This window comes from Caldicellulosiruptor obsidiansis OB47 (assembly GCF_000145215.1).
Taxonomy (GTDB): domain Bacteria; phylum Bacillota; class Thermoanaerobacteria; order Caldicellulosiruptorales; family Caldicellulosiruptoraceae; genus Caldicellulosiruptor; species Caldicellulosiruptor obsidiansis.
This window is the reverse complement of sequence record NC_014392.1, coordinates 2287479-2311061: the sequence shown is the minus strand read 5'-3', so window position 1 is coordinate 2311061 and position 23583 is coordinate 2287479. Positions and strand designations below refer to the sequence as shown.

Sequence of the window (23583 nt, the reverse complement as noted above, 5' to 3'; positions counted from 1 at the left end):
AAAATACCAAACAAATGAAGACCAGCTAATTAAAGTCAAGAGTTTTTTAAAAAATTTTTGATAACATTTTATGGTGTAAAATCCTTTTAAAAGGGTATAAAAAGGTAAGCCATCCATTAGAAGTTGACATAATATATGGAGGCTGAGCACGTATTATGGTTAACCAATGTTTTGTTAATAAAACAATTATTTATACGCAATAAACAGCAGTCTTATTAAAGCATCTTTGAATATGTTCTTCAGGAGTTCTAAGTTCAAAAGGTTTTTTATTGCGCATGACAGCAAAGATGATACAAATAATTTTTCTCATGACAGCACAAAATAGAACTTTTTTGGGCTTTTGTTGACACTTTTTCTGATAGTATTCGAAGAGTACAGGATTACAAGGCTTAGAGTCTCTTTTGGTTCTGATATTAGCAAGAGCAATTGTAAATAAGATTCTTCGCAAGATTTTAGAGCCACGTTTAGACATTTTGTTTTTTGAACCAACAAATTGCCCGGATTGATTTACGGAAGGATCAATGCCAAAGAAAGCAACAAGTTTGTTGGGTTTTGAAAATTTTTTGAAATCACCTATTTCAGCAAGGATAGTTGCGGCAGTGAGAAAACCTATGCCGGGGATAGATTGAAGAAGGTTAATATTTTCAGATATTGAAGGTTGAGTCTGTGAAGACTGCTGAACAAGCTGATTTATGGCTTCAAAAATTTTGTCGATGTTCTGTTGCAAAGTCAAGACTATGTTAATATAGACTTTAAGCATAGTAACAGTTGCCAAGTCAAGATATAGAAAAAGGTTTAAACTGTTTAGCTTTTTCGATAAGAAGTTCATATTTTTCTTTAGCCCATTGATAGCTTTTTTTAGAAGTTTGTTGAATGATGGAAATAAGTTTTTCACTGTCAGCGCTTAGGATATCGTTTGGAGTAGGGTAGTTTTCAAGTATAGCCAAAGATGTTTTAGAGCAAATATCGGGGAAGACCTCTTTGAAGTTGAGCATAATTTGGTCAACGGTTGATATAAGTCTGTATTTGTAAGAGGTTAACTCATCGCTGAGGTTGTAATACTGACGGCATAAGTTTTTCAAGCAATCGAGGGTTTCAGATGAAGGTTGTGCTATAGCAGAGTTAGTAAGCCTGAAGGTTAAGGCAATCCACAGGGCATCGATTTTATCATTTTTTACTTTGACTTCCTCCCGCATTTTTGATAGAAGTGAGAATTGGATGGGGTTGATAATTGCAACATCCCAGCCATTAGAAGTAAAGAAGCGGGAGAGGATTTTGTGGTAATGCCCTGTGGCTTGAGATGACGATGGTAGGGCGAGCCGCAAAATCCTCTTCAACTTTTTTGAGGATTTCAATAGCCCTATCAAAGTCAGAGGGATTGTTGTGACGGATAGTCAAGCGAGTGAGTATTTCATTTGTAGGAGAGATAACCACCATTTCACTGAAATATTTAGAGACATCAATCCCGGCAAAAGGTTTTAAGTTCATAGCATAAGACCTCCTCGCAAGTGATTTTAAAATTGAATTAGGGCATGAGTTTTCCATTCCGAGCGAAGGTAAGTATACAACCTTGGGCAGTAGATAGAGGAACCAGCTTAAACTAAGATTTAAGCTGGCCTTTAGCCACAAATAGTTTAGACTTACCTGGAATGGAATAATAGTCTTTTGGGCGAGTATACGGAAGGAAGCTTCTGCTCCCAGGAGGCGAGTGCAGATAAATTCCATGCCCAGATAGAAAGAATTATATCAAAGTTAGCATGGCTGACAAAAGGCCAGCGTTAAAAATAATGCTTTTAAAAGTGGCCAAAGATGAGAAGCCACAAGCAGCAGGAAGTGATTTTAGGCTGCTTTCCTCTCAAAGAGGAAGGATTAGAAATGTTACTTTAATTGATGAGACTCAAAATCTTATGTTAACCGAAACTTTGGTTGTTATTTTATTAGAATTTTTTTGATGTGCCTTACGAAAATAATTATACAAGAATGGAAGATATTTGTATACTGATGAGATTTTAAATAATCCGAAGCTTGGACCTAAGGAAGCACTGGCTAAATACGTTCCTATTTTGGGACCATATGTGCAATCGAGAGAATACAGTTTGCAGATATCTTTTATGCTTCCTCAACAAAAAGAGGCTTCAAAGAATTGGTCTAAAGTTACAAATGAGATTGCATTACCTCCTTTGTCGTTATTCTTTACACCTGATGAATCAAGCAAGCTTGCAAATATTATGAATGCAGTTAACACATTTTATGATGAAATGTTCTTAAAGATGATGACAGGAAAGTATTCGAATTATGATGCATTTGTAAAGACATTGAAGAGAATGAAAATAGATGAAGCAATAAAGATCTATCAAAATGCTTATGACAGGTATATAAAGCAATAGGTATCTGAAAAAAAGGAGACTTTGGGATGAAAAATCCTGAAGTCTCCTTATAATTAAATTATCTTTGTGGAGGCGAAAATTATTAATGGAAATAGAAAAATATAAAAATCCAATAATTCATGCAGATTATTCGGATCCGGATGTAATAAGGGTGGGGAATGATTATTTTTTAGTTGCCTCAAGTTTTAACTGTGTTCCAGGGCTTCCTATTTTACATTCAAAAGATCTTGTTCATTGGAGACTTGTAAACTATGCAGTGAAAAAACTTCCCTCTCCTGAATATGACACACCTCAGATTGGAAAGGGTATATGGGCACCAGCAATAAGATATCACAATGGCAGGTTTTACATATATTTTAGTATGCCAGATGATGGAATATTTTGTTGCTATACGGATGATCCATTTGGAAAGTGGTCGGATATAGTGCTAGTAAAAAGAGCAAAAGGGTGGATAGATCCATGTCCTTTCTGGGATGATGATGGTAAAGCGTATCTTGTTAATGCATTTGCGAAAAGCAGAGTGGGATTTAACAGTAAGCTCTGTATATCAAGGTTGTCAGAAGATGGACTAAGCGTTTTAGATGAAGGCAGGATAATATTTGACGGGTCAGTTACTCAGCCGACAATAGAAGGTCCAAAACTTTACAAGAGAAATGGTTACTATTACATATTTGCGCCGGCAGGTGGTGTAAAAAATGGATGGCAAACTGTTTTAAGGTCTAAAGACATTTATGGACCTTATGAAGAAAAGATAGTGATGCACCAGGGAAATACATCAATAAATGGTCCGCACCAGGGTGCGTGGGTTGAGACTGAAAAAGGCGAGCATTGGTTTGTACATTTTCAGCAGAAGGGTCCATACGGAAGAATTGTACATCTTCAACCTATGACTTGGTTTGAGGATGATTGGTGTATAATAGGGGTAGATCAGAATCAAGATGGGATTGGGGAACCAGTTTTAGAATACAGAAAACCTTCAACTGAGGAAGAAAGTTGCCATTTTTATATAGAATGTTCAGATCATTTTGATAAAGAGGAACTGTCGTTGGCATGGCAGTGGCACGCAAACCCGAAGGATGAATGGTATATTATTGATAACAAAAAGAGTGTATTGAAGCTTTTTGCTGTTTGTAAAAGTAGTTTACAACAAGAGAAGAGCATATTTTATATGCCAAATTTATTGCTTCAAAAGATACCAGCCGAAGAGTTTGAAGTTGTAACAAAAATGAAGGTGAATTTCAATACAAAAGGAACTTTTTCAGGACTTATTGTAAGTGGGTACAAATATTCGGCAATAGGAATTGAAAAAAGAGAGGATGGTAACTACCTTATACAGATTTTGGGTGAAGTTTCAGGTAATAAGGTTTATGAAAAAATTACTGTAAGCGAGAAAATAAACCAAAATGAAATATATTTAAAGCTTAGAATGAGAAAATGTGCTAATAGTGAGTTTTTATATAGTTTTGATGGGACAGAATTTTTTAAATTCGGAATTGAATTTGTTCCTAAAGAAGATATATGGACAGGTTCTAAGGTTGGTCTGTTTTGTGTGAACAGGGATGTTGAAGGAAAAGTTCTTGAAAAAGATTTTGCTGAATTCGATTATTTTATATTTGAAATAAATTAAAAAATAATAGAATATTCTCAAGAATAAAAGGGATGTTCATTTAGTAATAATATGCAAACGAACATCCCTTTTTTATATTATATAAACAATACAAAGAAGTAATTTTATGATACCTATTGTAAAGTAAAGAGCCTTTTTAAATATATTTGACCATGTTATTATAAAATTGCACAATCAAATCTATTAAAACAGAACAAACATTGAAGGGAGGAAGTCAAATTGATTAAAAGTAAAAGGTTAATTGCAACTCTTGTATTAGCAGTTTTTACTATGTCACTCATCTCATAAACTTTGGACAAGCCCTTTTGATTTTTTACAACAGCTTTTCAACATCTAAGCTATTGCTATCAACCGGTATCATATAAAAGCAAAACTCAAACTTATCATCTTTGATTAAATACTTTTCAAGCGGGCCGGGGCCGCAGCTCTGGCTTCCAATACCGCCTATCTTAAAGTCCACATTCACAACAATCCCGTCAGCTTTTGTAAGCTCATACGTGTGTTTTGCTTTTGTGAGAACATCATCAGTATATTCTCTTGCACTGAAGTTAAACGTTGGTACACCTTTAATACAAAGTCCTATCCCATGGATGTTATATACAAAAGCCCATCTAACGTCACACCTGTTTCCATATTCTTGGGGCATTATATATGGAACATACATGTCTTTTATAGCCATGTCATATATTCCTACAATTGCACTTTGTTTTATATCAGGATAATTTTCATGAGGTCCCCTTCCGTAATATTTGACATACTCAAACTCTTTTGGCATCATAAACTGCAGTCCTATCTTTGGAAGTGGCGGAAGTTCTCTTAGAGCCCGCGCATATACATTTGTCTCTACAATTCCCGATTTGAAAATCTTGTAGCTAATACTTACTTCAAGTACAGGCTTTACTGAATATGCACCATATACCGAAGTTGATTCTACTTTAAAATACTTGCTGTTTTTTTCAAGGCTGACATTTACAATTCTTCTTTGAAGTTTGTCAAAGCCAGCTTTTATCCATTCGTTTTTGATATGAACATCATTGTCTGTTGGAGCCCTCCAAAGATTGAATCTTGGCGAGGATTTTATAAATTCATGACCATTGTGCTCAAGATTTTTTAAATCACCTGTCCATCTGCAAAACTCTGCTTTTGTGTTGCCTGCAAAAACTGCTACTTTGTCAGGAAAATCAACTACTTCAAACCTGTTTTGCTTAGAAAAGATAGAATTTGCCTTATCAATTTTTTGCACAGCATCTTGAGAAGTGTATTCTTTAAGTGCAATTTGAGATTTTGTTATAACAAACCCCCTCTTTGCCCAGGCTGTGGAGTTTTTAAGCTTTGCTGTGAAGGTAATGAAAAGTTCTTCCCTGCTGCTTTCTAAAACTTCTTTGACTTCCTCAATTTTTACCTCTTTTGAAGAGTGGGGAAGAATATCGCTCACATCAACAGAGCCCTCTTTCACAATCCTGCCGTTTGACAGCAATTCCCATTCAACCTCAATGTGGTTTAAAGATATAAAATCATACCTGTTTGTAACTTTAAAAGTACCTTCTTCTTTGCTTAAAAGTTCAATTACAACTGGTTCATAAACCTTTTTCAGCTCAATCATCCCGGGCGATGGAGTTCTGTCGGGGAAAAGAAGTCCATCTATACAGAAGTTACCATCGTTTGGCTCATCGCCGAAATCCCCGCCGTAGGCATAGTACTCTTTCCCATCAGGTGTCTTTGTCAAAATTCCATGGTCTGCCCATTCCCACACACATCCACCTAAAAGCCTTGGGTATTTGTATATCACATCCCAGTACTCTTTGAGATTTCCAGGCCCGTTTCCCATCGCATGTGCATATTCGCACATGAAAAATGGACGTCTTTCTATCTTTTTGCCTTCTTCTTCAAGTTTTTCAACTGGTGGATACATCACACTTACGATGTCTACAACCTCGGCATTGCGGGCACTTTCATAATGAATAGGGCGGCTTTTATCATATGACCTTATCCACTGTGCCATTTTATCGTGATTTGGGCCATAGCCAGACTCGTTTCCAAGCGACCACATGATGATTGATGGATGGTTTTTGTCCCTCTTTACCATCATCTTTGCCCTTTCGACAAACGCATCTTCCCATAATGGGTCTTTTGCTAAAAGTCCCCAGTCACCAACCGCTCCAAATCCGTGTGTCTCCAAGTCAGCTTCATCAATCACATAAATACCAAATCTGTCGCATAGCTCTAAAAAATAAGGATGGTTGGGATAGTGTGAGGTTCTCACACAGTTTATATTATGTTGTTTCATCAAAGTTATGTCCTCTTGCATCATCTTTCTTGTTACTGCAAATCCAACTCTCGGGTGCATGTCATGTCTGTTGACACCTTTTAACTTTATAGGTACGTTGTTTAAATAAAATACCCCATCCTTTATTTCTATCTTCCTAAAACCAAAGCTCTGCGGGATAATTTCTAAAATGTTTCCATCAACATCCTTTAAGATTGCAAGAAATGTGTAAAGGTTCGGTGTTTCTGCGCTCCACAGTCTTGGACTTTCAATTTGAAATTCAAAAGTGATCTCTTGCTTGCCAGAGGCAGAAAGCCCAAGTGATTTGTTTGAGCTTTTAATTAAAGTTTTATCAAAGAAGACTTGCACTTCTATGCTGAATTCTTTTTGCTCATTGCTTCTGTTTTCAATTTCAATCTCAGCACTCAAGTATCCTTCTTTGAGGTCATCACTCAAAACTGGTTTTAAATATAAATCTCTTACAAATACCTTTGGTCGCAAAAGAAGATACACATCTCTAAATATTCCGCTCATTCGCCATTTGTCCTGGTCTTCCAAATAAGTTCCATCTGAATATTTTAAAACAACAACTGTGATGGTGTTGGTACCCTCTTTTATGAATTTTGTGACGTCAAACTCATGCATCATGTGAGAAACCTTTGAAAAACCAACAAAGCAACCGTTTATAAACAAATAAAATGCTGAGTCTATCCCTTCAAATACAATAAATACTTCTTTATCTAAGTCTTGTTTGGAAATATAAAAATCTCTTTTATAAACACCTGTTGGGTTTATATCTGGCACAAATGGTGGGTCAACAGGGATTAGGTATCGGGTATTTGAATAAATTGGTATGTCGTGACCAAACATCTGGAAGTTGCTGGGGACAATAATCTGGTCAAAATTACAGGTTTTTGGATCTGCCAAGATTATATCTTCTGTCACCTTGCACGGCATATCAAAAAGTTTAAAATACCACTTTCCATTCAGTAGCCTGAAAGAATTTGAGAGTTCCCATTCGTTTTCTAAAGCATTTTGGGGATTGTCAAAGGGTATAAAAGAACTTCTTGGCTCTTCCATATTTATGTGTTGAATTTTGGGGTTTTGATAATAATTTTTGTCAAGCATAAATTTCACCTCACATTTTTAAAATAACTATCGTTTTTATATACATTATTCATTTTAATTTATTAGCAGGTGCACATACAATATCAAAAAACTAAAAATGATATAAAGATATTAAGCAAAAATACATTACATATAAATAAAAACAAAGGCTGTCGTAATGTTTCGACAGCCTTACTGTTTTAAACTTTTAGTTTTCAGGCGGTTTGTACTTGCCTGCAACCAAGTCTTCTAAATCTTTCAGCATCTTTTGAACCTGTTCTTTTGCAATCACAAAGTCAGACTTTCCATTTCGAACAACCATGTAAAAGTCGTCGTTGTAAGGAATGTACTCCATCACATCAACCTTTTTGTTGACAAGATAGAACTTCATAGTGACCTCAGGTGTGCCTGTCGGTTTTTTGTCATTTTCACCGTCAATTAAAAGACCAATGATTTCCTGATAGAACTTTTTGAAAGTATCTTCATCAATCTTTCTTCCGTCAGCCTGGAAATTGTATTTGTACTCATCAGATTCTTCTTCGCTTGTAGCTTTTTTAATAAGCTTTTTATCAAGTATAAGTGTATGTTTCTTCTCTTTAGTAAAGATTTCAATCTTGTCAACATAATCGATGTTTACAATATAGGCAAACTTTTCGATAAGGTCAAATGGTTTTATGGTGTTCATGAATTCAGTCTTATAAGTTGACATTGTAAATACAACTTTTGAGTCTGCCATTTTACAGTAAACAGTTGAATCATCTACATTGTTACCCACAAAAAGATGCAAAGTATTTTTGTTATCCTTTACGATGAGCTCAATTCTTGGTGACTGCAGTCCGTACTTAGGATTGTAAACATCTTCGCCTACAATGTCTTCAGGACTGAAGTTTGGAACATTTTCAATGAACTCTGAAAACTTATCGCTTGCGACTCCCACTGGCTGGCTGTATGGCTGAACAAGGTTCCAGAGTCTCACATAATATTTCCATTCATTATCTTCTTTATTCTTTTCATCAACTTTTTTAATTTCAATTGTAGGCTGACCTTTTCTGACAAGTTTGACATAGGTAATATTTTGCGTATCTATTTCTGGTATTTTGACACTCAAAAGCTTCTGAGGTTTTACAGTAAAGTTTTCTGCGTGGTTTGTCCACACAACATAGACTTTTGGGTCGCCTTTTTTCATTAAATAATAAGTGGAAGTTATTGGCGTTTCAGAACCAAGATAAAATGTGACTTTTTTCCCGTCGCTGAAAGTTGCCTCAACAATTGATTTTGGATTGTCAAGCCCGTATTTTTTGAGGTCTTTAGGGTTAGTGTCAGCTATTTTTTCGGCTGTCATTTGGGCACACGAAAATGCTATGTCGTCTATCTTGTCTTGGTCAAAATAAAGAGGGTTATTGATTCCATTTACAATCCACTTGTTTTTGACTTTTTCAAGCACAAGGTGAATATCATCGTGCTTGATATCAATCTTTGTAATCTTATTTCTGTCAAAGTTTGCTATCCATATAGTAGATGGAGACTTTTTTTCTTCAGCCTCTTTCTTTTTTTTATTTATATAGCTTACGTAGAAATATGCACCAATTACAAGTACTAAAATTAAAAGAACAGATATAGCTGTAAAAAGCCTGTTTTTTTTCTTTCTCATAGATGTCTCCTCCTCAGCCAGATTGTAAGACCTAATATCAAAATAACAATAGGTATTCCAATAACAGTGATTGCTGCCCAAATCATAGCCTGGGTAGTACTAATATTTAGTCTAAAGGTTGTGAGATCCTTAGGCTGAATTTGCAAAGTATCTTTTTTATCTTGAAGCCAGTTGAGAGCATTTATAACAAAGTTCAGATTCCCCGGAACACTTTTTGAAAACTGACTGTTCAAAAATGTTGCGTTGCCAACTATAACAATTTTTGCATCTCTTGGTCTTAATTTTGCATTGAGAGCATCTGCTTTATCAGTAATAGCAACAGCAAGAGTAAACGGACCGCTCTCATCACCTTTTTCTTTGTTAAGCGATGTTGAGTTCAAATCTTTTCTGAGCCAAGAATTAGATGTTGTTGTAAGAAGTTTTTCGATGGTGATTGTTCTTTTCTTGAACTTTGTTTCAACAATTGGCTGAGCATTTGGTATGAGCATATACATGTTGTTAATATCAATTGGGTTTACAATATCGTGTGATTCAAGCTTTGGCAGTATCCACACAGGATTTCCTGCGTTGTAGTTATTGTCACCTTCCATGACAATTCCATGTTCAAGTCTTACTCCCAAACTTTCAAACAGGCTGTTGAAGTTTTTGAGTTCATCTTTCAATAGATCCATTAAAAACATTACACGTCCGCCGCCATTTATATAGTCTTTTAATTTTTTTAGCTCAATGTCTGAGATATCTGTTTTTGGAGAGATTACTACAACAGCTGTTGCATCTTGAGGTACGCTCTTTTCAGTAAGAAGATTCAAATCTCTTATTTCATAGTTTGCAGCCTCAATCTCACTTGAAACGCCAAGGCTAACCAGCGTGTCCTCTCCATGACCTTTTAGCTCGTACAAAACAGGGTTTTTGTCCGATGTAACATACAAGATTGCAGGTGTAAGTTTTTGTTCTATTGTAAGACCTGTTACATTTGATTCACCTGTCTGTTCATTATATGAGTAATCAACCATGTCGTATCTGTTGATTACTCTAAACTTATTTCCGCTTTCGACAATAAGCGAACCCTCATCAATGCCAGAACCGCTTGTATCGTACTTTTTAACAAATCCTGGATTTTTGTAAGGGTCTATGTATTTAATCTTTACATGTGAAGATTTCTCAGCATATTTCTGTATGAACTCAGAGATCACAGGATTTTCATTTCCGGTAGGGAAAAGAGCATAAATTGTAACATCTTTTTTTAGGTTTTTCAAAAGGTCAACTGTAGGTTTTGAAAGTGAATAAAGTCTGTTGTGTGTAAGATCAAGTTTTGCCGGAATTTGTCCCACAAGAAGGTTCAATACTATCAGTATAGCTATAACAGATGCAGTTAGCATAGCAGCGTATCCGCCATATTTGAACTTTCTTGTTTTAAATGAACTTTTAATAGCTTTAAAATCAAGCTTCACTATTTCTTCCCCCTTTTTTAACTCCATCTTCTTTTTTCAAGTACTCTTATAGTGAGGAATATAAATACAAATATAAAAGATAGATAGTAAACTATTGATGATAAGTCCAGAAGTCCATTTGTAAATTTTTGGTATCTGCTTAAAAGCGAAAACCACTTGAAAAATCTAACTATAGCATTGTCATAAAATTCAGGTTTTAAGATGTACACAGCAATAAATACTGCAGCACCTACAACTGTTGCTGAAATGCTTATAATTAAATTCCTTATTGTGAGATAAATCCATGCCCCAACAAGCCCAACAAGGATCAAAACGAACACAAATCCTGCAACTCTATCTGTCGGAAGAGCACTTTCAAGCCAATCTATTACCCATGTCAAAAGCAGAGCTGCAAATGTTACAACTGCAGCAACAAACTGATTTTCAGTAAGTGAAGATATAAATAGTCCTATGGAAATAAAAGAGCATCCAAGAAGGAAAAAGCCTATATATGCTCCTAAGGTTTCTGCTACAGGTATATCACCGTAAAGAGAAAGAATTATTGGGTATAATATAGTAACAGCAATTGTAACAACAAAAACAGTTACAGCAGCCAAATACTTTCCAAGTACAATTTCAGTAAGTTTCAGTGGGGATGTCAAAAGCAGCTGGTCTGTCTTTGTTCTTGCCTCTTCGCTCAAGAGTCTCATTGTAAGTACTGGAACAACAACCAAGAATATAAAAGTTATATTACCCAGTACTGATGTATAATTAGGGCTTGCCGAAAACAGGTTTGACACTGCAAAGAAAAATCCAGAGATTAAAAGGAAGAATCCCATGAATATATAGCCTGTTGGTGTTGAAAAGTATATTTTTAGCTCTTTTTTCAAAACTGCACTCATACAGCTTCAGCCTCCTTCTCCTCGGTAGTAAGCTGCAGGAATATCTCTTCAAGTGTCAGGTCAACCGCTCTCATCATCAAGATAGGAAGTCTTGCTTCACTCAGTGCATAGAATATATCTGCCCTTATATCCAAATTATTTTCTGCTTCAACAATAACTTCAACAGTGTTTGGTTCTTTCGGTCCGATAAATTCTATGTATTTTACTCCTGGCACCTTTTCAAGGATTCCATAAACCTTTTGCTTTTGTCCCAAAACCCTCATTTGAAGTTTGCTTCCATGAGTAAGTCTTTTAGATAAATTCTCAGGTGTGTCGCTGGCAACTATCTTGCCTTTATTAATTATAAGCACTCTTTCACATACTGCACTTACTTCTGGCAGGATATGAGAACTCAATATTATTGTGTGTTCACTTCTAAGATTTTTTATAACAGTCCTTATCTCAATTATCTGTTTTGGGTCAAGTCCAATTGTTGGCTCATCCAAAATTAAAACAGGAGGATTGCCAATTAAAGCCTGAGCAAGACCAACCCTCTGCTTATATCCTTTTGAAAGATTTTTTATGAGCCTGTTTCTTACATGAGCAATGCCAACAGTTTCCATTATCTTATCCATACTTCTTTTTTTCTCTTTCTTATCAACCTTTTTGATATCGCTAACAAAATCAAGGTATTCTTGCACAGTCATATCCATATAAAGTGGTGGGTTTTCAGGAAGGTATCCAATTCTTTTTTTCACCTCTTCTGGTTCTTCTAAGATGTCAAATCCGTCAACATATGCAGTACCTTCTGTAGGTGATAAATATCCTGTGATTATATTCATTGTTGTAGATTTGCCAGCACCATTTGGGCCCAGAAAACCTACAATTTCCCCTTTTTGGACTTCGAAAGAGATGTCATGAATGGCATAGTGCTGGCCATACTTTTTAGTTAAGTGTTCTACCTTTATCAAAAATTATCCCTCCTCCAAAATCAATAAAGTATATGAGCACACAACTTTAATTATAGTATAAACTATATCACAATGTGTTAACAATTTGTTAAATAAAAAATAGATAGAGGTGAAAATATTGCAAAGATACAAACAAAAAAGCTGCCAGGCAGATTGGCAGCTTTTTGTATGTAAATGCTCTTTAATTCTTCACACCCTTCAAAAAAGCTATATCTTGCATATTCTTACCACAAACAGACTCGATTACAACCATGTCTTTTTCAAGCCTTGTTATCTTCTCGGAGTTCTCTTCAGTCTTAACAAAAAGCAGCTGATGTTCTTCTTTGTTTTTAGATATCTCAGAGGAGAGAAGTCCTTCAATGCGTGCAAGCTGATGAGTAAAATTGTCATGTTCTGCTTTATTTACCTGTGCCAAGTGCTCTAAAGCTTTTAGAATTTGGGTGTTTTCAGCAACTTGTAATTCTAACCTTTCAACTCTTGCCTCAAGTGCATCCATTCTCTTTTCAAGGCTTTCTACCCTTCTTTCAAGACTCTCAACTCTTCTTTCGAGGCTTTCAACCCTCTTTTCAAGGCTTTCAACTTTCTTTTCAAGCCTGTCAACCTTTTGGTCAAGCACAGTGACCTTTTCCAGTATTAATTCCAGTATTTCCCTATCACTCATTGCTATTCTCCTTAAAGTTTTGCTTGTTTTTCTTAATTATAACACAAACATGGAATAAAAATCTATACAATTATATCCAGAAAACATAAGCTATAAATATAATATACAACACTCCACCAAACAAGAGTGCAAATGGATTGACGCTTTTTTTAATTTTAACCCACAAAAGATTTAAAACGGCAGACGAAAAAGCTAAAATTGCGGATACCATTGTAATTCCTTTCAAATCCCATGGAGTAAATATTATACCAAAAACAACAGGGACAGATGATTGAAATACCATAGCACCTGTTATGTTTCCAATTGCAAGGGTGTCTTTTTTCTTGCCAATCCATATTACAGAATTCAGCTTTTCAGGAAGTTCTGTTGCAATTGGTGTTATGATGATTGAAAGAACAAGTGCTGAGATTCCAATCAAAGTGGCAACTTTCTGCACATATTCAACAAAAAGGTGTGCACCAAAGATTATTATAGCAAGTGACAGAATAAGCTGAACGCTTATCCAAAGAAGATTGTTTGGGAGCTTTAGAAATTTTGTGAAATACAGCTCTTCCAGCTCTTGAGTTTCTTCATTTTCAGACTTATCCGCAAGCGTCTTTTTTACATAGATAAGATAAGCAACAAAAAGAATAAGTGCAATTATTGTTCTTATAACCTTATGGTTGTGTATAAACGTTGTGGCAACAGCAATGCCATAGACAATTATAAAGTAGGTAAGGTCTCTTTCAAATACACTCAAGTCAACATTCATTTTTAAAGTTCTTTTTTTGAGCAGGGTGTAAACTATTACTGCAAGACCTGTAATAAAGAATGCAAGTGTTCCAAGCATAAAAGGTGCACCGGCAATTGCACCAATTCCAACTTGGTGAGAACTTTCACCCTTTGCAAAAAGTATTGCAATAATAGGTATGAGTGTTTCCGGTAATGCAGTACCAACCGCAGCTAAAATGCTTCCAACTGCTCCCTCGGCAAGGTTTAGCTTTTTACCAAACCATTCAACAGCATTTGTAAAAAAGGTACATCCCAAAAGTATCACAAATAGAGAAATAATCAGTTTTAAGACGTATCCGACTACCATTTTGTCATCCCTTTCTTTTGTTAATGTTTCTTAATAAGAATACAACTACCAAATAAAAAGTGTCAACAAAGATCTGTGTAATGGTTTTTGCCTGATAATGTTTTTGAAATTATTCTTTGTGGAAGTGCCGTGTAAAATATTTTACAACTTCCACAATAGGGATTATAGAAAGTGATGCCAAGATTATGATTGTCCATTGTGAAAAATTGAGGTATGACAATTTAAATAACTCCCTTAATGGAGGAACTATTAAAACTACAACCTGAAGCAAAAACGAGGCTATAAAAGCAAGGTTTAAATATTTGTTTGAAAATACACCCATTTTGAATAGCGAATTAATGTTTGAACGCACATTGTATGCGTGAGCAAGTTGTATGAGGCTGAGCGTCATGAAAGTCATAGTGATGGCAGTTTTGTGGCCATATAATTTGTTTCCAATAAAGAATACCAATAATGTTATCAAGCCTTTTAGAAAACCTTGATACAGGATTGAAAAGCCAAGTCCACCTGCAAATATATTTTCTGAAGTTTTCTTTGGTTTTCTCTTCATTACGTCACTTTCTGCTTTTTCCATACCCAGTGCCAAAGCAGGGAAAGTGTCGGTCACAAGATTTACCCACAGGATATGAATTGGATACAATACCACCCAGTTTAAAAGGGTTGCAAAAAAGAGTGTTACAACCTCTCCAATATTTGAAGAAAGTAAAAACTGTATGGTTTTTCGTATATTGTCGTAAATCTTTCTTCCTTCTTCAACAGCTGCAACAATAGTTGCAAAGTTATCATCTGCTAAAATAACATCAGATACATTTTTGGTAACGTCAGTCCCGGTTATTCCCATACCAATTCCAATATCAGCAGCTTTTAATGCAGGTGCGTCGTTTACCCCATCACCTGTCATTGCAACTATTTTGCCATGACTTTTCCAGCTAGTTACAATTCTTAATTTGTGCTCAGGAGAGACTCTTGCATATACTCTCACTTCTTTTACTTTTTCTTTTTTCCTTTTTCAATTATATTTTTTCCATACACTTTAAGTCTTTCTTCTGCCTCTTCAAAGGAAAGTCCGCTTAAACTTGTTTTGAGATTTTCCAAAACGGTCTCTACAGTTTTAGAGTGAAAATCAGAAAAATTTTGATTCAAGCTCAAATCCCTCCTTTTTCAAAAGTGTTTTTGAGCTGCTTTTAAAGTGTTTTAAAACTGCTGACAAAACTATTATGGGTTTTGCAAAATCTTTTTAAAGACAAATAAAAAAGACTTTTAACATGTGACACAAAATCACATGTTAAAAGTCTCGCACACCCTATTTTGGGCCCTTATCCCCAGAGAAAGGTTTTTAAAAACACCTTTCTCGAGAATGTTGAGGACAAGGCTTTTGGTGCTACTCCCTTTTAACAAAGAGCACAACCTCTTTTTAATTTTTAACCAAAGAACTGTTTATTATTTTACAAAAAAATAAAGTTCTTTTCAATAACTTATTTATAGCTCATACTGATGTCCCTTTCGTCTTTTGCCCATCAGTGGACCTTCTAACCAAAACATTGTTGTGTCTTCTAAGGCCTCTACAATTTCATGAAAGTCGCCCATCTTGGTCCAGAGCATATCACCTTTTTCAAGTATATATTCTTTGTCTTCCGATGTTACTTTTAATTTACCTTCTAACACAAAATAATACTCATCACAGTCGTGTGTGTGTCTTTCAACAATATTTTTTTGCCCTTTTTTGTAATAAGCTATACCCCATGAAGAAAATCCCGGGTCGCCAAACATGACAGGTTCTTCTTTTATATTTCGCTTTGGCATTTTTTCACCTCTAAAAATTCATTTTTTATCTAATATGCTATACTTAAATTCTAACCTATGGTCATTGCAATTAAAAGATACATTCAAAATTTTTTATCTTTTGTCTTCCTGCATAAAGGTTTACAAGCTTCACATCAAAATTGCAAGTTTTTTGTTTTCAACTTGCAGCTTACAAAAAATTCTCCTCAATTTCTTATTGATTGTTTAACAATTTGCTGCTATAATTAAACTTAACCCATTGTATACATGTATAAATGTTGTTTTTTGTATGCAAAAGATGTAATTTTTTTAGAAGTAAAAAACTCAATAGTAAATAATTTTCAATTTATATACACAGGAGGTATAAAAATTGTTAAGGGAAGGGCAAGTTAGAATTCCATCTGGTTGTGCTATTTCGGGATTTATCAACAAAAAGGGTGTGAGAATTTCTGGCACGGACATCATCAATTCTATTGCTATCATGAAAGAAAGAGGAAATGGACTTGGTGGTGGATTTGCAGCGTATGGAATCTATCCTGACAGAAAAGATTGGTATGCTTTTCACCTATTTTTTGATGATATAAAGGCAAAAGAAGATACAGAGCACTTTTTAAATCAGAACTTTGAAGTATTGGAAAGTGAAGTAATTCCAACAAGAAAGGTTTCAAGTATTCAAAACGCTCCAATTGTCTGGAGATATTTTGTAAAGCCACTTGAGAAAAAATTGAGAGATACAGAAAAAACAGAAGAGGATTTTGTTGTTGACAGTGTAATGTTCATAAACAGTAGAATTGACGGTGCGTATGTGTTTTCAAGTGGTAAGAACATGGGTGCATTCAAGGGCGTTGGATATCCAGAGGACATAGGCGAGTTTTTCAGGATTGACGAGTACAAGGCATATATCTGGACAGCGCACTCAAGATTCCCAACAAACACGCCAGGCTGGTGGGGCGGAGCTCACCCGTTTACCCTGCTTGACTGGTCAATTGTCCACAATGGCGAGATTTCATCGTATGGAACAAATTACAGATACTTAGAGATGTTTGGTTACAAGTGTACACTCAGGACTGACACTGAGGTCATGGCATACCTTTTTGACCTTCTTTTGAGAAAACACAAGCTTTCTGTCGAAATTGCAGCCAAAGCCCTAGCAGCTCCGTTTTGGAGTGTGATTGATAGGCAGGATGAAAAAGAAAGAGAAAAACTCAGAGCGATAAGAGCAGTTTACTCATCCTGTTTAGTAAATGGTCCATTTTCAATAATTCTTGGATTTTCCAATGGAATACTTGCTCTTAACGATAGAATAAAACTGCGACCGCTTGTTGCTGCGCAAAAAGGCGACTTTGTATATGTCGCATCAGAAGAGGCAGCAATAAGAGAAATATGCAAAGACCCAGAAAAGGTTTGGATGCCCAAAGGCGGAGAGCCTGTGTATGTTACTTTGGACGAAGGGGTGATAGTATGATTTCGCTATATGAAAATGAATTTGAGGTTGTAAGAGATGAGACAAGATGCATTCGCTGTAAAGTCTGTGTTCGCCAGTGTGCAAACGAAGTTCATGAATATGATGATGAAGAAGACAGAGTAGTTGCTGATTCTTCAAAGTGTGTTGCATGCCACAGATGTGTTGTTATGTGTCCAACAAAGGCTCTTACCATCAAAAAGACAGAAAATGCATTCAAAGAGAACGCTAACTGGACACCAGCTTATATAAATGAAATATACAAACAGGCAGAGACAGGCGGAATACTTTTAACTGGTATGGGAAATGACAAACCAATACCAATTTACTGGGATAGGCTCTTAATAAACGCAAGCCAGGTTACAAATCCGTCAATTGACCCGCTGAGAGAACCAATGGAACTTAAAACCTTTATTGGTAGAAAACCTGACAAGCTTGAGTTTGACGAAAAAGGCAATTTAAAAACAAAACTTCCGCCACAGCTTGAATTAGAAGTACCTATTATGTTTTCTGCGATGTCGTTTGGTTCAATATCTTTAAATGCCTGTGAGTCTTTGGCAGCAGCTGCTGTCCAGGTAGGGACATACTGGAACACAGGTGAAGGTGGACTTCATCAGAAACTCTATAAATACAAAGAAAGAGCAATTGTTCAGTGTGCGTCAGGAAGATTTGGCGTTGATGTTGATTATTTGAACGCAGGTGCAGCAATTGAAATAAAGATTGGTCAGGGTGCAAAGCCGGGAATTGGCGGTCACCTTCCTGGTGAAAAGGTTGGTGAAGAGGTATCGAGAACAAGGATGATTCCAATTGGCTCTGATGCTATCTCACCAGCTCCACACCATGATATTTATTCAATTGAAGATTTAAGACAGCTAATCTTTGCTTTAAAAGAGGCTACAAACTATACAAAACCTGTTGGTGTTAAAATTGCAGCTGTTCACAACGTTGCAGCAATTGCCTCTGGGATTGCAAGAGCAGGTGCTGACTTTATCACAATCGATGGTGTGAGAGGTGGCACAGGTGCAGCACCGCTCAGAATTAGAGATAATGTTGGTATTCCAATAGAACTTGCCTTAGCAGCTGTTGATTCAAGGCTCAGAGAAGAAGGAATTAGAAACCAAGTGTCAATAATTGTTGCAGGTTCGATTAGAAACAGCGCAGATGTTGTAAAGGCTATAGCACTTGGTGCAGATGCGGTCTTTATTGGAACAGCGGCGCTCATTTCGTTGGGATGTCATGTTTGCCAGAAGTGTCATACAGGAAAGTGTAACTGGGGAATTGCAACACAGGACCCTGTTTTAGTAAAAAGACTCAATCCAGAGATTGGTGCAAAAAGAGCAGCAAACCTTTTGAAGGCTTGGAGTCATGAGATAAAAGAAATGTTGGGTCTTATGGGAATAAATGCGTTGGAGAGCTTGAGAGGTAATAGACTTATGCTAAGGGCAGTCGGACTTACAGAGAAAGAAATGGAGATCTTAGGTGTAAAGCATGCGGGAGAGGGGGTATAGGCTTTGGCAAAGAAGATTTTTCCGAAAGAAGATGTGTGTGTAGGGTGCCACCTGTGTGAGGTTTACTGTGTGTATGCTCACTCTAAATACAAAAAGCCAAATGTTAAGGCTCACGAGCTTGTTAAGCTTTATATAAAACACAAAGATGAAAAACCTACGCCGAGAATCTTGATAGAAGAAAAAAGTGGAACATGGACCACATTTGCTCTTTCTTGCAGACACTGCGATGATGCTCCATGTACAAAGGCATGTATCACAGGTGCAATGAAGAGGCTTGAAGATGGAAGAATAGTTTGCGATGAGGAAAAGTGTGTTGGGTGCTGGTCGTGTATAATGGCATGCCCGCATGGAGCAGTAAGGCGAGGAGAAAACAAGAAAGCAGCCTCAAAATGTGATTTGTGTTTGGAACTTGGTGAACCTGCGTGTGTTAAGAACTGTCCAAATGAGGCCCTTGAAATCAAAGAGGTCTAAAAAGGGGGAAATGTTGTCAATGAAGTATGTTATAATAGGCAATTCTGTTGCTGCCTGTGGATGTATAGAAGCGATAAGAAAGGTTGACACGCAAAACCCTATTGTTGTTATATCAGATGAAAAGTACAGGGTATATTCAAGACCGCTCATCTCTTATTATCTTGGCGGAAAAGTTGACGAAAACAAAATGTATATAAGAGATGAGGACTACTATGAGAAAAACAAAGTAGAGACAAAACTTGGCAAAAAAGCAGTAGCAGTTGATTTTGCTAATAAGGAAGTTTTACTTGATGATGGTGAAAAGGTAAAATATGACAAGTTATTGATTGCAACAGGTGGAAAACCTTTCATCCCGCCAACAAAAGGGTTTGAACTCAAGAATGTGTTTACATTTATAAAGTTTGATGACGTGAAAGCAATAGATGAGGCTATCAAAAATGGTGCAAAAAAGGCAGTAGTCATTGGAGCGGGCTTGAGCGGACTCAAAGCAGCAGAAGCACTTATAAAAAGAAATGTAGATGTTACTGTTGTTGAGCTTGCAAACAGGATTTTAGGGTCTATACTGGATCTGGAAGCATCAAAGATAGTTCAAAATGAGCTTGAAAAACATGGTATAGTTTTCAAACTTGAGACATCTGTTGATGAGATAACAGGTGACGGAAAGGTTGAAAAGGTAAAGCTCAAAAATGGTGAGGTTTTAGATGCCGATATAGTCGTATTTGCTATAGGCGTTGTGCCAAACGTAGACTTTTTGAAGGGTACAGAGCTTAAAATAAACAGAGGTATTGTTGTTAACAATAAAATGGAGACAAATATAAAGGATGTATATGCAGCGGGAGACTGTGCAGAAGGATACGATTTTGTATTTGAACAACAGAGAGTAATTCCAATCTGGCCGAATGCTTATAATCAGGGCGAGACGGCAGGCTATAACATGGCAGGGGTTGAAAAGACATTTGACAGAGGATTCCCAATGAACTCAATAGGGTTTTTTGATGTCCATATGATAACAGCAGGGATTGTTGTGCCTAACTCTGATGATATAGAAGTTTTGGTAAAACACGACAATGAGAAGAATACTTACAGAAAGATATATCTCAAAAATGGCAGAGTTATTGGCTTTATGTTTATAAACTCAATTGACAGAGCTGGTATGATAACTAATATGATAAAAGAAGGCTTTAATGTTGAGAGTATAAAGCACAGACTTCTTGACGAGGACTTTGGATATTTAGATTTGCCAAAAGAAGTAAGGCAGGAGAAGATTTTAGGGGGTGCAAAAGCTTAAAATGAATCTTCATAAGCTTACCATAGACGCAAAAGGTATTCATTACAAAGAGTTGAATGAAATGATTGAAAGTGCACTTAATGAAGGTTACAAAGAGATAGATTTGATAAATGTAAATGGACAGCGCTACATTGGCGATGGATTGACATTCCCGGATAGGAAACTTAACATCTATGGCACCCCTGGAAATGACATGGCTGCGTTCATGAACGGACTTACAATTGAGGTATTTGCAAACGGTCAGGATGGTATTGGAAATACCATGAACGCGGGCAAAATAATAGTTCATGGTTCTGCAGGGGATATTATAGGCTATGGAATGCGCGGCGGCGAGATTTTCATAAAAGGCGATGTTGGCTATAGAGTAGGAATTCACATGAAGGAGTATCAAGACAAGATTCCTGTATTGGTGGTTGGCGGGAAAGCAGGAGATTTTCTTGGCGAGTACATGGCAGGTGGAAGGATAATTGTTCTGGGTCTTACATTGAAAGATGGTGAGCCTATAACAGGTCTTTACTGTGGCACAGGTATGCATGGTGGTGTGATGTATCTTCGTGGAGAACTTCAGCCATATCAGCTTGGAAAAGAAGTAAAAGTTGTTGATATGGAAGAAGAAGATTATAAATTCATTGATAAATATGTCACAGAGTTTGTAAAGCTTTTTGGATATAGTAAAGAGTATATAATGTCAAAGCCGTTTTACAAACTAATTCCTTACAACAAACGCCCGTATGGTAAGCTATATGCTTATTAATAATTAAATAGTGAATAAGACAATCTGACCAGTGGCAGGAAATTTTGCCACTGGTCATCCTGCGGTTTAGTAGAAATTTTTCAAGCGAAGCCAAAGGAGGCTGTGCAGTGGATCCTATTGATTTAATAACATTTGAGATGATAAAATATTTCAAAAACGATGTGAGAAGAATAAACCATGCACTCAAAGTATTTTCGTTTGCAAGATTGATTGGAAAGGCGGAAGGTTTGGACAGTAAAAAACAGTATGTTTTAGAGGCTGCTGCACTTTTGCATGATATTGGGATTAAGGTGTGTGAACAAAAATATAACTCAACAGCAGGTCATCTGCAGGAGATTGAAGGACCAGAGGTTGCAAAAGAAATTTTGTCACCCATGAATATTGAAAAAGACACACTTGAGAGGATACTTTTTCTCATTGGCAACCATCATTCATATTCAAAGATAGATGACATTGACTTTCAAATCCTTGTTGAGGCAGATTTTCTTGTAAATATATATGAAGACTCTATGGAAGTCGAAACAATAAAAACTATAAGGGACAAGTACTTTAAAACAAAGATGGGACTTTTCCTGCTTGAGAAGATGTTTGAAGTATGAGGTAGTACTGGTAGCATGGCCGGCTCAAAATAGGATTTTGCGCTGGCCTTGAGAATAAAATCTGTAGGATGGTAGAAGGGGGATTGATGGTAGTATGGATTTGGTTTTGAGTGTCTTACCAATTTTGCTTGTCTTGTTTCTTCTCATCTTTGCAAAGAAGACTGCAGATGTTGCAGGGTTTGTCGGATGGGTGGCAACAGCTTTGATTGCCATTGTGTATTTTAAAACCTCATTTGATGTTGTGTTAAAATCATCCATAATGGGATTTTTAGCTGCCCTTCCTGTATCTTTAGTTGTTGTCACGTCAATCCTACAGCTCAATGTCATGGAGTCAGCAGGTGCTATGAAAAGAATTATTGTGTTTATAAAAGGGCTATCAAAAGATGACAAGGTATATCAAGCATTGATTTTAAATGTGGGTTTTGGCACTTTTCTTGCAGCAACAGGTGCTATTCCTGTGACAGTGCTTCCCCCAATTTTGATTGGACTTGGGTATTCCACTTTTGCGGCAATTGCCCTGTCTGCAGTCGGGTTTGATGCGCTGTGTACATACGCACTTCTTGGTACGCCACTGGTTGTGTTTTCGCAGATAGCAAATGTGGATTTGATAACAGCTGCAAGATACTTTTTGCCGTTTGTTGGAGTTGTTTCATTTACAATCTCACTCGCAATGCTTTTTATAATTGGCAATAGCGAGTTTACCAAAAGAGGGTTTGTGCCTGCTATAATTGTTGGACTTACATCCTATGCAGCAGCAGAGCTTGCGATTTTAGTAAAAGCACCAGTTATAACTGGTATATTTGCAGGGATTCTCATAATGCTTGTCATGATGGCAATACTCAAACTTCTTGGCAAAAGCGTGTATGATTCGAGCCATTTTACTGATGAAGATAGAAAAATTGAGAAAACAATGGGAATAATAAAAGCAACATCGCCGTGGATACTTCTTGTTGTATTCATTCTAATTACGAATCTCATCACTCCTATAAGAGAATTTTTGTATAACAAACTTTCAATGCCAGTTGAAGTAATGAAGGGACCTAAAATAAAACCGATTTTTACGAGGGTAATCTGGCAGTCGTATACATGGATACTACTTTCAACAGTTATTTCATTCTTCATCTTCAAGATGGATGGGGAAAAACTAAAAAGTGTATGGGAAAAGACAAAATCAAGGATACCAAAGCCTTTCTGGTCTTCAACTGTGTTTTTCCTGATGGCCTATGTTATGATGTACTCAGGTTATCAAAAGACATCAAACGGATATGAACTTTTGCAACCTGCACACAACATTGTTTATGTACTTGCAGAATATTCGGCAAAAGCTTTCAGACATGGCTATGCTTTTTTGGCTCCTTACCTTGGTATACTTGGCGGTTTCATTACAGGTACTGAAACATCCACCGTTGCCATGTTTGCAAAGTATACTATTGAAACATCAAAATTGCTCGGACTATCTCCACTCTTGATGGTCGCAGTAGTGGCTTTTGGTGGTGGACTTGCCTCTGGCATTTCACCGTCAAAACTTCAAAATGCAGCTGCAGCAATTGATGCAATCGGCGAGGAGTCAAAGGTCTTGAGAACAACCCTGATAATTTCGCTTGTAATGGCGTTTATAACAGGAATAATTAGTTTTGTTTTGAGACACTATGTTATATAA

At 36.5% G+C, this 23583-nt stretch carries 17 protein-coding genes and 3 pseudogenes; 9 read left to right on the top strand and 11 right to left on the bottom strand.

The genetic code is table 11. From position 1 onward, the window contains the following. Nucleotides 1–190: 190 nt before the first annotated feature. A pseudogene (locus COB47_RS10750) lies at nt 191–1488 on the bottom strand (IS110 family RNA-guided transposase). Between the two features lie 488 nt (nt 1489–1976). Between COB47_RS10750 and COB47_RS10740 the strand changes: the two are divergent. Next, a pseudogene (locus tag COB47_RS10740) lies at nt 1977–2387 on the top strand (extracellular solute-binding protein); the annotation flags it as partial. An 85-nt stretch (nt 2388–2472) separates the two neighbouring features. Then, entirely contained in the window at nt 2473–4014 is a 1542-nt protein-coding gene (locus COB47_RS10735) for a glycoside hydrolase family 43 protein (RefSeq protein ID WP_013291385.1), read from the top strand. Between the two features lie 313 nt (nt 4015–4327). Here the strand turns inward: COB47_RS10735 and COB47_RS10730 are convergent, their stop codons facing one another. The 10 genes and pseudogenes from COB47_RS10730 to COB47_RS10690 form a co-directional block, all read right to left on the bottom strand. Continuing rightward, on the bottom strand, nt 4328–7408 hold the full coding sequence (locus tag COB47_RS10730; RefSeq protein ID WP_013291384.1) for a glycoside hydrolase family 2 TIM barrel-domain containing protein: 3081 nt from the start codon (nt 7406–7408) through the stop codon (nt 4328–4330). A gap of 187 nt (nt 7409–7595) precedes the next feature. Beyond that, nucleotides 7596–9038: a DUF4340 domain-containing protein gene (locus COB47_RS10725; protein ID WP_013291383.1), complete on the bottom strand. Its 1443-nt coding sequence runs from the start codon at nt 9036–9038 to the stop codon at nt 7596–7598. After that, nucleotides 9035–10492: a GldG family protein gene (locus COB47_RS10720; RefSeq protein ID WP_041742825.1), complete on the bottom strand. Its 1458-nt coding sequence runs from the start codon at nt 10490–10492 to the stop codon at nt 9035–9037. Before COB47_RS10720 ends, COB47_RS10725 begins: the two co-directional genes overlap by 4 nt. A 14-nt stretch (nt 10493–10506) precedes the next feature. Then, nucleotides 10507–11370 (bottom strand): ABC transporter permease, encoded by an 864-nt coding sequence (locus COB47_RS10715; protein ID WP_013291381.1) that lies wholly within the window; start codon nt 11368–11370, stop codon nt 10507–10509. Further along, nucleotides 11367–12320, bottom strand: a complete 954-nt coding sequence (locus tag COB47_RS10710; RefSeq protein ID WP_013291380.1) for an ABC transporter ATP-binding protein — start codon at nt 12318–12320, stop codon at nt 11367–11369. The genes COB47_RS10715 and COB47_RS10710 overlap by 4 nt, the downstream gene beginning before the upstream one ends. A 181-nt stretch (nt 12321–12501) precedes the next feature. Further along, a complete protein-coding gene (locus COB47_RS10705) occupies nt 12502–12981 on the bottom strand; it encodes a Nucleopolyhedrovirus P10 family protein (protein WP_013291379.1) in 480 nt (159 codons plus the stop codon). A 70-nt stretch (nt 12982–13051) separates the two neighbouring features. Next, nucleotides 13052–14059 carry a sodium:calcium antiporter gene (locus COB47_RS10700; protein WP_013291378.1) on the bottom strand — a complete coding sequence of 336 codons (1008 nt, stop codon included), beginning with the start codon at nt 14057–14059 and terminating at the stop codon, nt 13052–13054. 109 nt (nt 14060–14168) lie between these two features. Beyond that, nucleotides 14169–15059, bottom strand: a pseudogene (locus COB47_RS10695) (HAD-IC family P-type ATPase); the annotation flags it as partial. Next, the gene (locus COB47_RS12035; protein WP_237699037.1) at nt 15047–15154 is read right to left on the bottom strand and encodes a cation-transporting P-type ATPase; all 108 of its coding nucleotides are present in this window, start codon (nt 15152–15154) and stop codon (nt 15047–15049) included. The pseudogene COB47_RS10695 and the gene COB47_RS12035, both read right to left, overlap by 13 nt. A 384-nt stretch (nt 15155–15538) precedes the next feature. Beyond that, on the bottom strand, nt 15539–15862 hold the full coding sequence (locus COB47_RS10690; RefSeq protein ID WP_013291377.1) for a cupin domain-containing protein: 324 nt from the start codon (nt 15860–15862) through the stop codon (nt 15539–15541). Between the two features lie 349 nt (nt 15863–16211). Between COB47_RS10690 and COB47_RS10685 the strand changes: the two genes are divergently transcribed. The 7 genes from COB47_RS10685 to COB47_RS10655 all read left to right on the top strand — a co-directional run bounded on the left by COB47_RS10685 (nt 16212) and on the right by COB47_RS10655 (nt 23583). Beyond that, nucleotides 16212–17306: a class II glutamine amidotransferase gene (locus COB47_RS10685; RefSeq protein ID WP_013291376.1), complete on the top strand. Its 1095-nt coding sequence runs from the start codon at nt 16212–16214 to the stop codon at nt 17304–17306. Beyond that, nucleotides 17303–18811 (top strand): glutamate synthase-related protein, encoded by a 1509-nt coding sequence (locus COB47_RS10680; protein WP_013291375.1) that lies wholly within the window; start codon nt 17303–17305, stop codon nt 18809–18811. The genes COB47_RS10685 and COB47_RS10680 overlap by 4 nt, the downstream gene beginning before the upstream one ends. A gap of 3 nt (nt 18812–18814) precedes the next feature. Next, the gene (locus tag COB47_RS10675; RefSeq protein WP_013291374.1) at nt 18815–19282 is read left to right on the top strand and encodes a 4Fe-4S dicluster domain-containing protein; all 468 of its coding nucleotides are present in this window, start codon (nt 18815–18817) and stop codon (nt 19280–19282) included. Nucleotides 19283–19301: 19 nt separating this feature from the next. After that, nucleotides 19302–20570, top strand: coding sequence for an NAD(P)/FAD-dependent oxidoreductase (locus COB47_RS10670; RefSeq protein WP_013291373.1), 1269 nt, complete (start codon nt 19302–19304; stop codon nt 20568–20570). Nucleotide 20571: 1 nt separating this feature from the next. Continuing rightward, nucleotides 20572–21324, top strand: coding sequence for a GltB/FmdC/FwdC-like GXGXG domain-containing protein (locus tag COB47_RS10665; protein WP_041742556.1), 753 nt, complete (start codon nt 20572–20574; stop codon nt 21322–21324). 137 nt (nt 21325–21461) lie between these two features. Next, nucleotides 21462–21923: an HD domain-containing protein gene (locus COB47_RS10660; RefSeq protein ID WP_041742823.1), complete on the top strand. Its 462-nt coding sequence runs from the start codon at nt 21462–21464 to the stop codon at nt 21921–21923. 94 nt (nt 21924–22017) lie between these two features. After that, entirely contained in the window at nt 22018–23583 is a 1566-nt protein-coding gene (locus COB47_RS10655; protein ID WP_013291370.1) for an L-lactate permease, read from the top strand.

Bases quoted from the DNA above. Each gene is read 5' to 3' on its own strand.
- COB47_RS10735 (WP_013291385.1), top strand. From the start codon at position 2,473: ATGGAAATAGAAAAATATAAAAATCCAATAATTCATGCAGATTATTCG.
- COB47_RS10730 (WP_013291384.1), bottom strand. From the start codon at position 7,408: ATGCTTGACAAAAATTATTATCAAAACCCCAAAATTCAACACATAAAT.
- COB47_RS10725 (WP_013291383.1), bottom strand. From the start codon at position 9,038: ATGAGAAAGAAAAAAAACAGGCTTTTTACAGCTATATCTGTTCTTTTA.
- COB47_RS10715 (WP_013291381.1), bottom strand. From the start codon at position 11,370: ATGAGTGCAGTTTTGAAAAAAGAGCTAAAAATATACTTTTCAACACCA.
- COB47_RS10705 (WP_013291379.1), bottom strand. From the start codon at position 12,981: ATGAGTGATAGGGAAATACTGGAATTAATACTGGAAAAGGTCACTGTG.
- COB47_RS10700 (WP_013291378.1), bottom strand. From the start codon at position 14,059: ATGGTAGTCGGATACGTCTTAAAACTGATTATTTCTCTATTTGTGATA.
- COB47_RS10690 (WP_013291377.1), bottom strand. From the start codon at position 15,862: ATGCCAAAGCGAAATATAAAAGAAGAACCTGTCATGTTTGGCGACCCG.
- COB47_RS10680 (WP_013291375.1), top strand. From the start codon at position 17,303: ATGATTTCGCTATATGAAAATGAATTTGAGGTTGTAAGAGATGAGACA.
- COB47_RS10670 (WP_013291373.1), top strand. From the start codon at position 19,302: ATGAAGTATGTTATAATAGGCAATTCTGTTGCTGCCTGTGGATGTATA.
- COB47_RS10665 (WP_041742556.1), top strand. From the start codon at position 20,572: ATGAATCTTCATAAGCTTACCATAGACGCAAAAGGTATTCATTACAAA.
- COB47_RS10660 (WP_041742823.1), top strand. From the start codon at position 21,462: ATGATAAAATATTTCAAAAACGATGTGAGAAGAATAAACCATGCACTC.
- COB47_RS10655 (WP_013291370.1), top strand. From the start codon at position 22,018: ATGGATTTGGTTTTGAGTGTCTTACCAATTTTGCTTGTCTTGTTTCTT.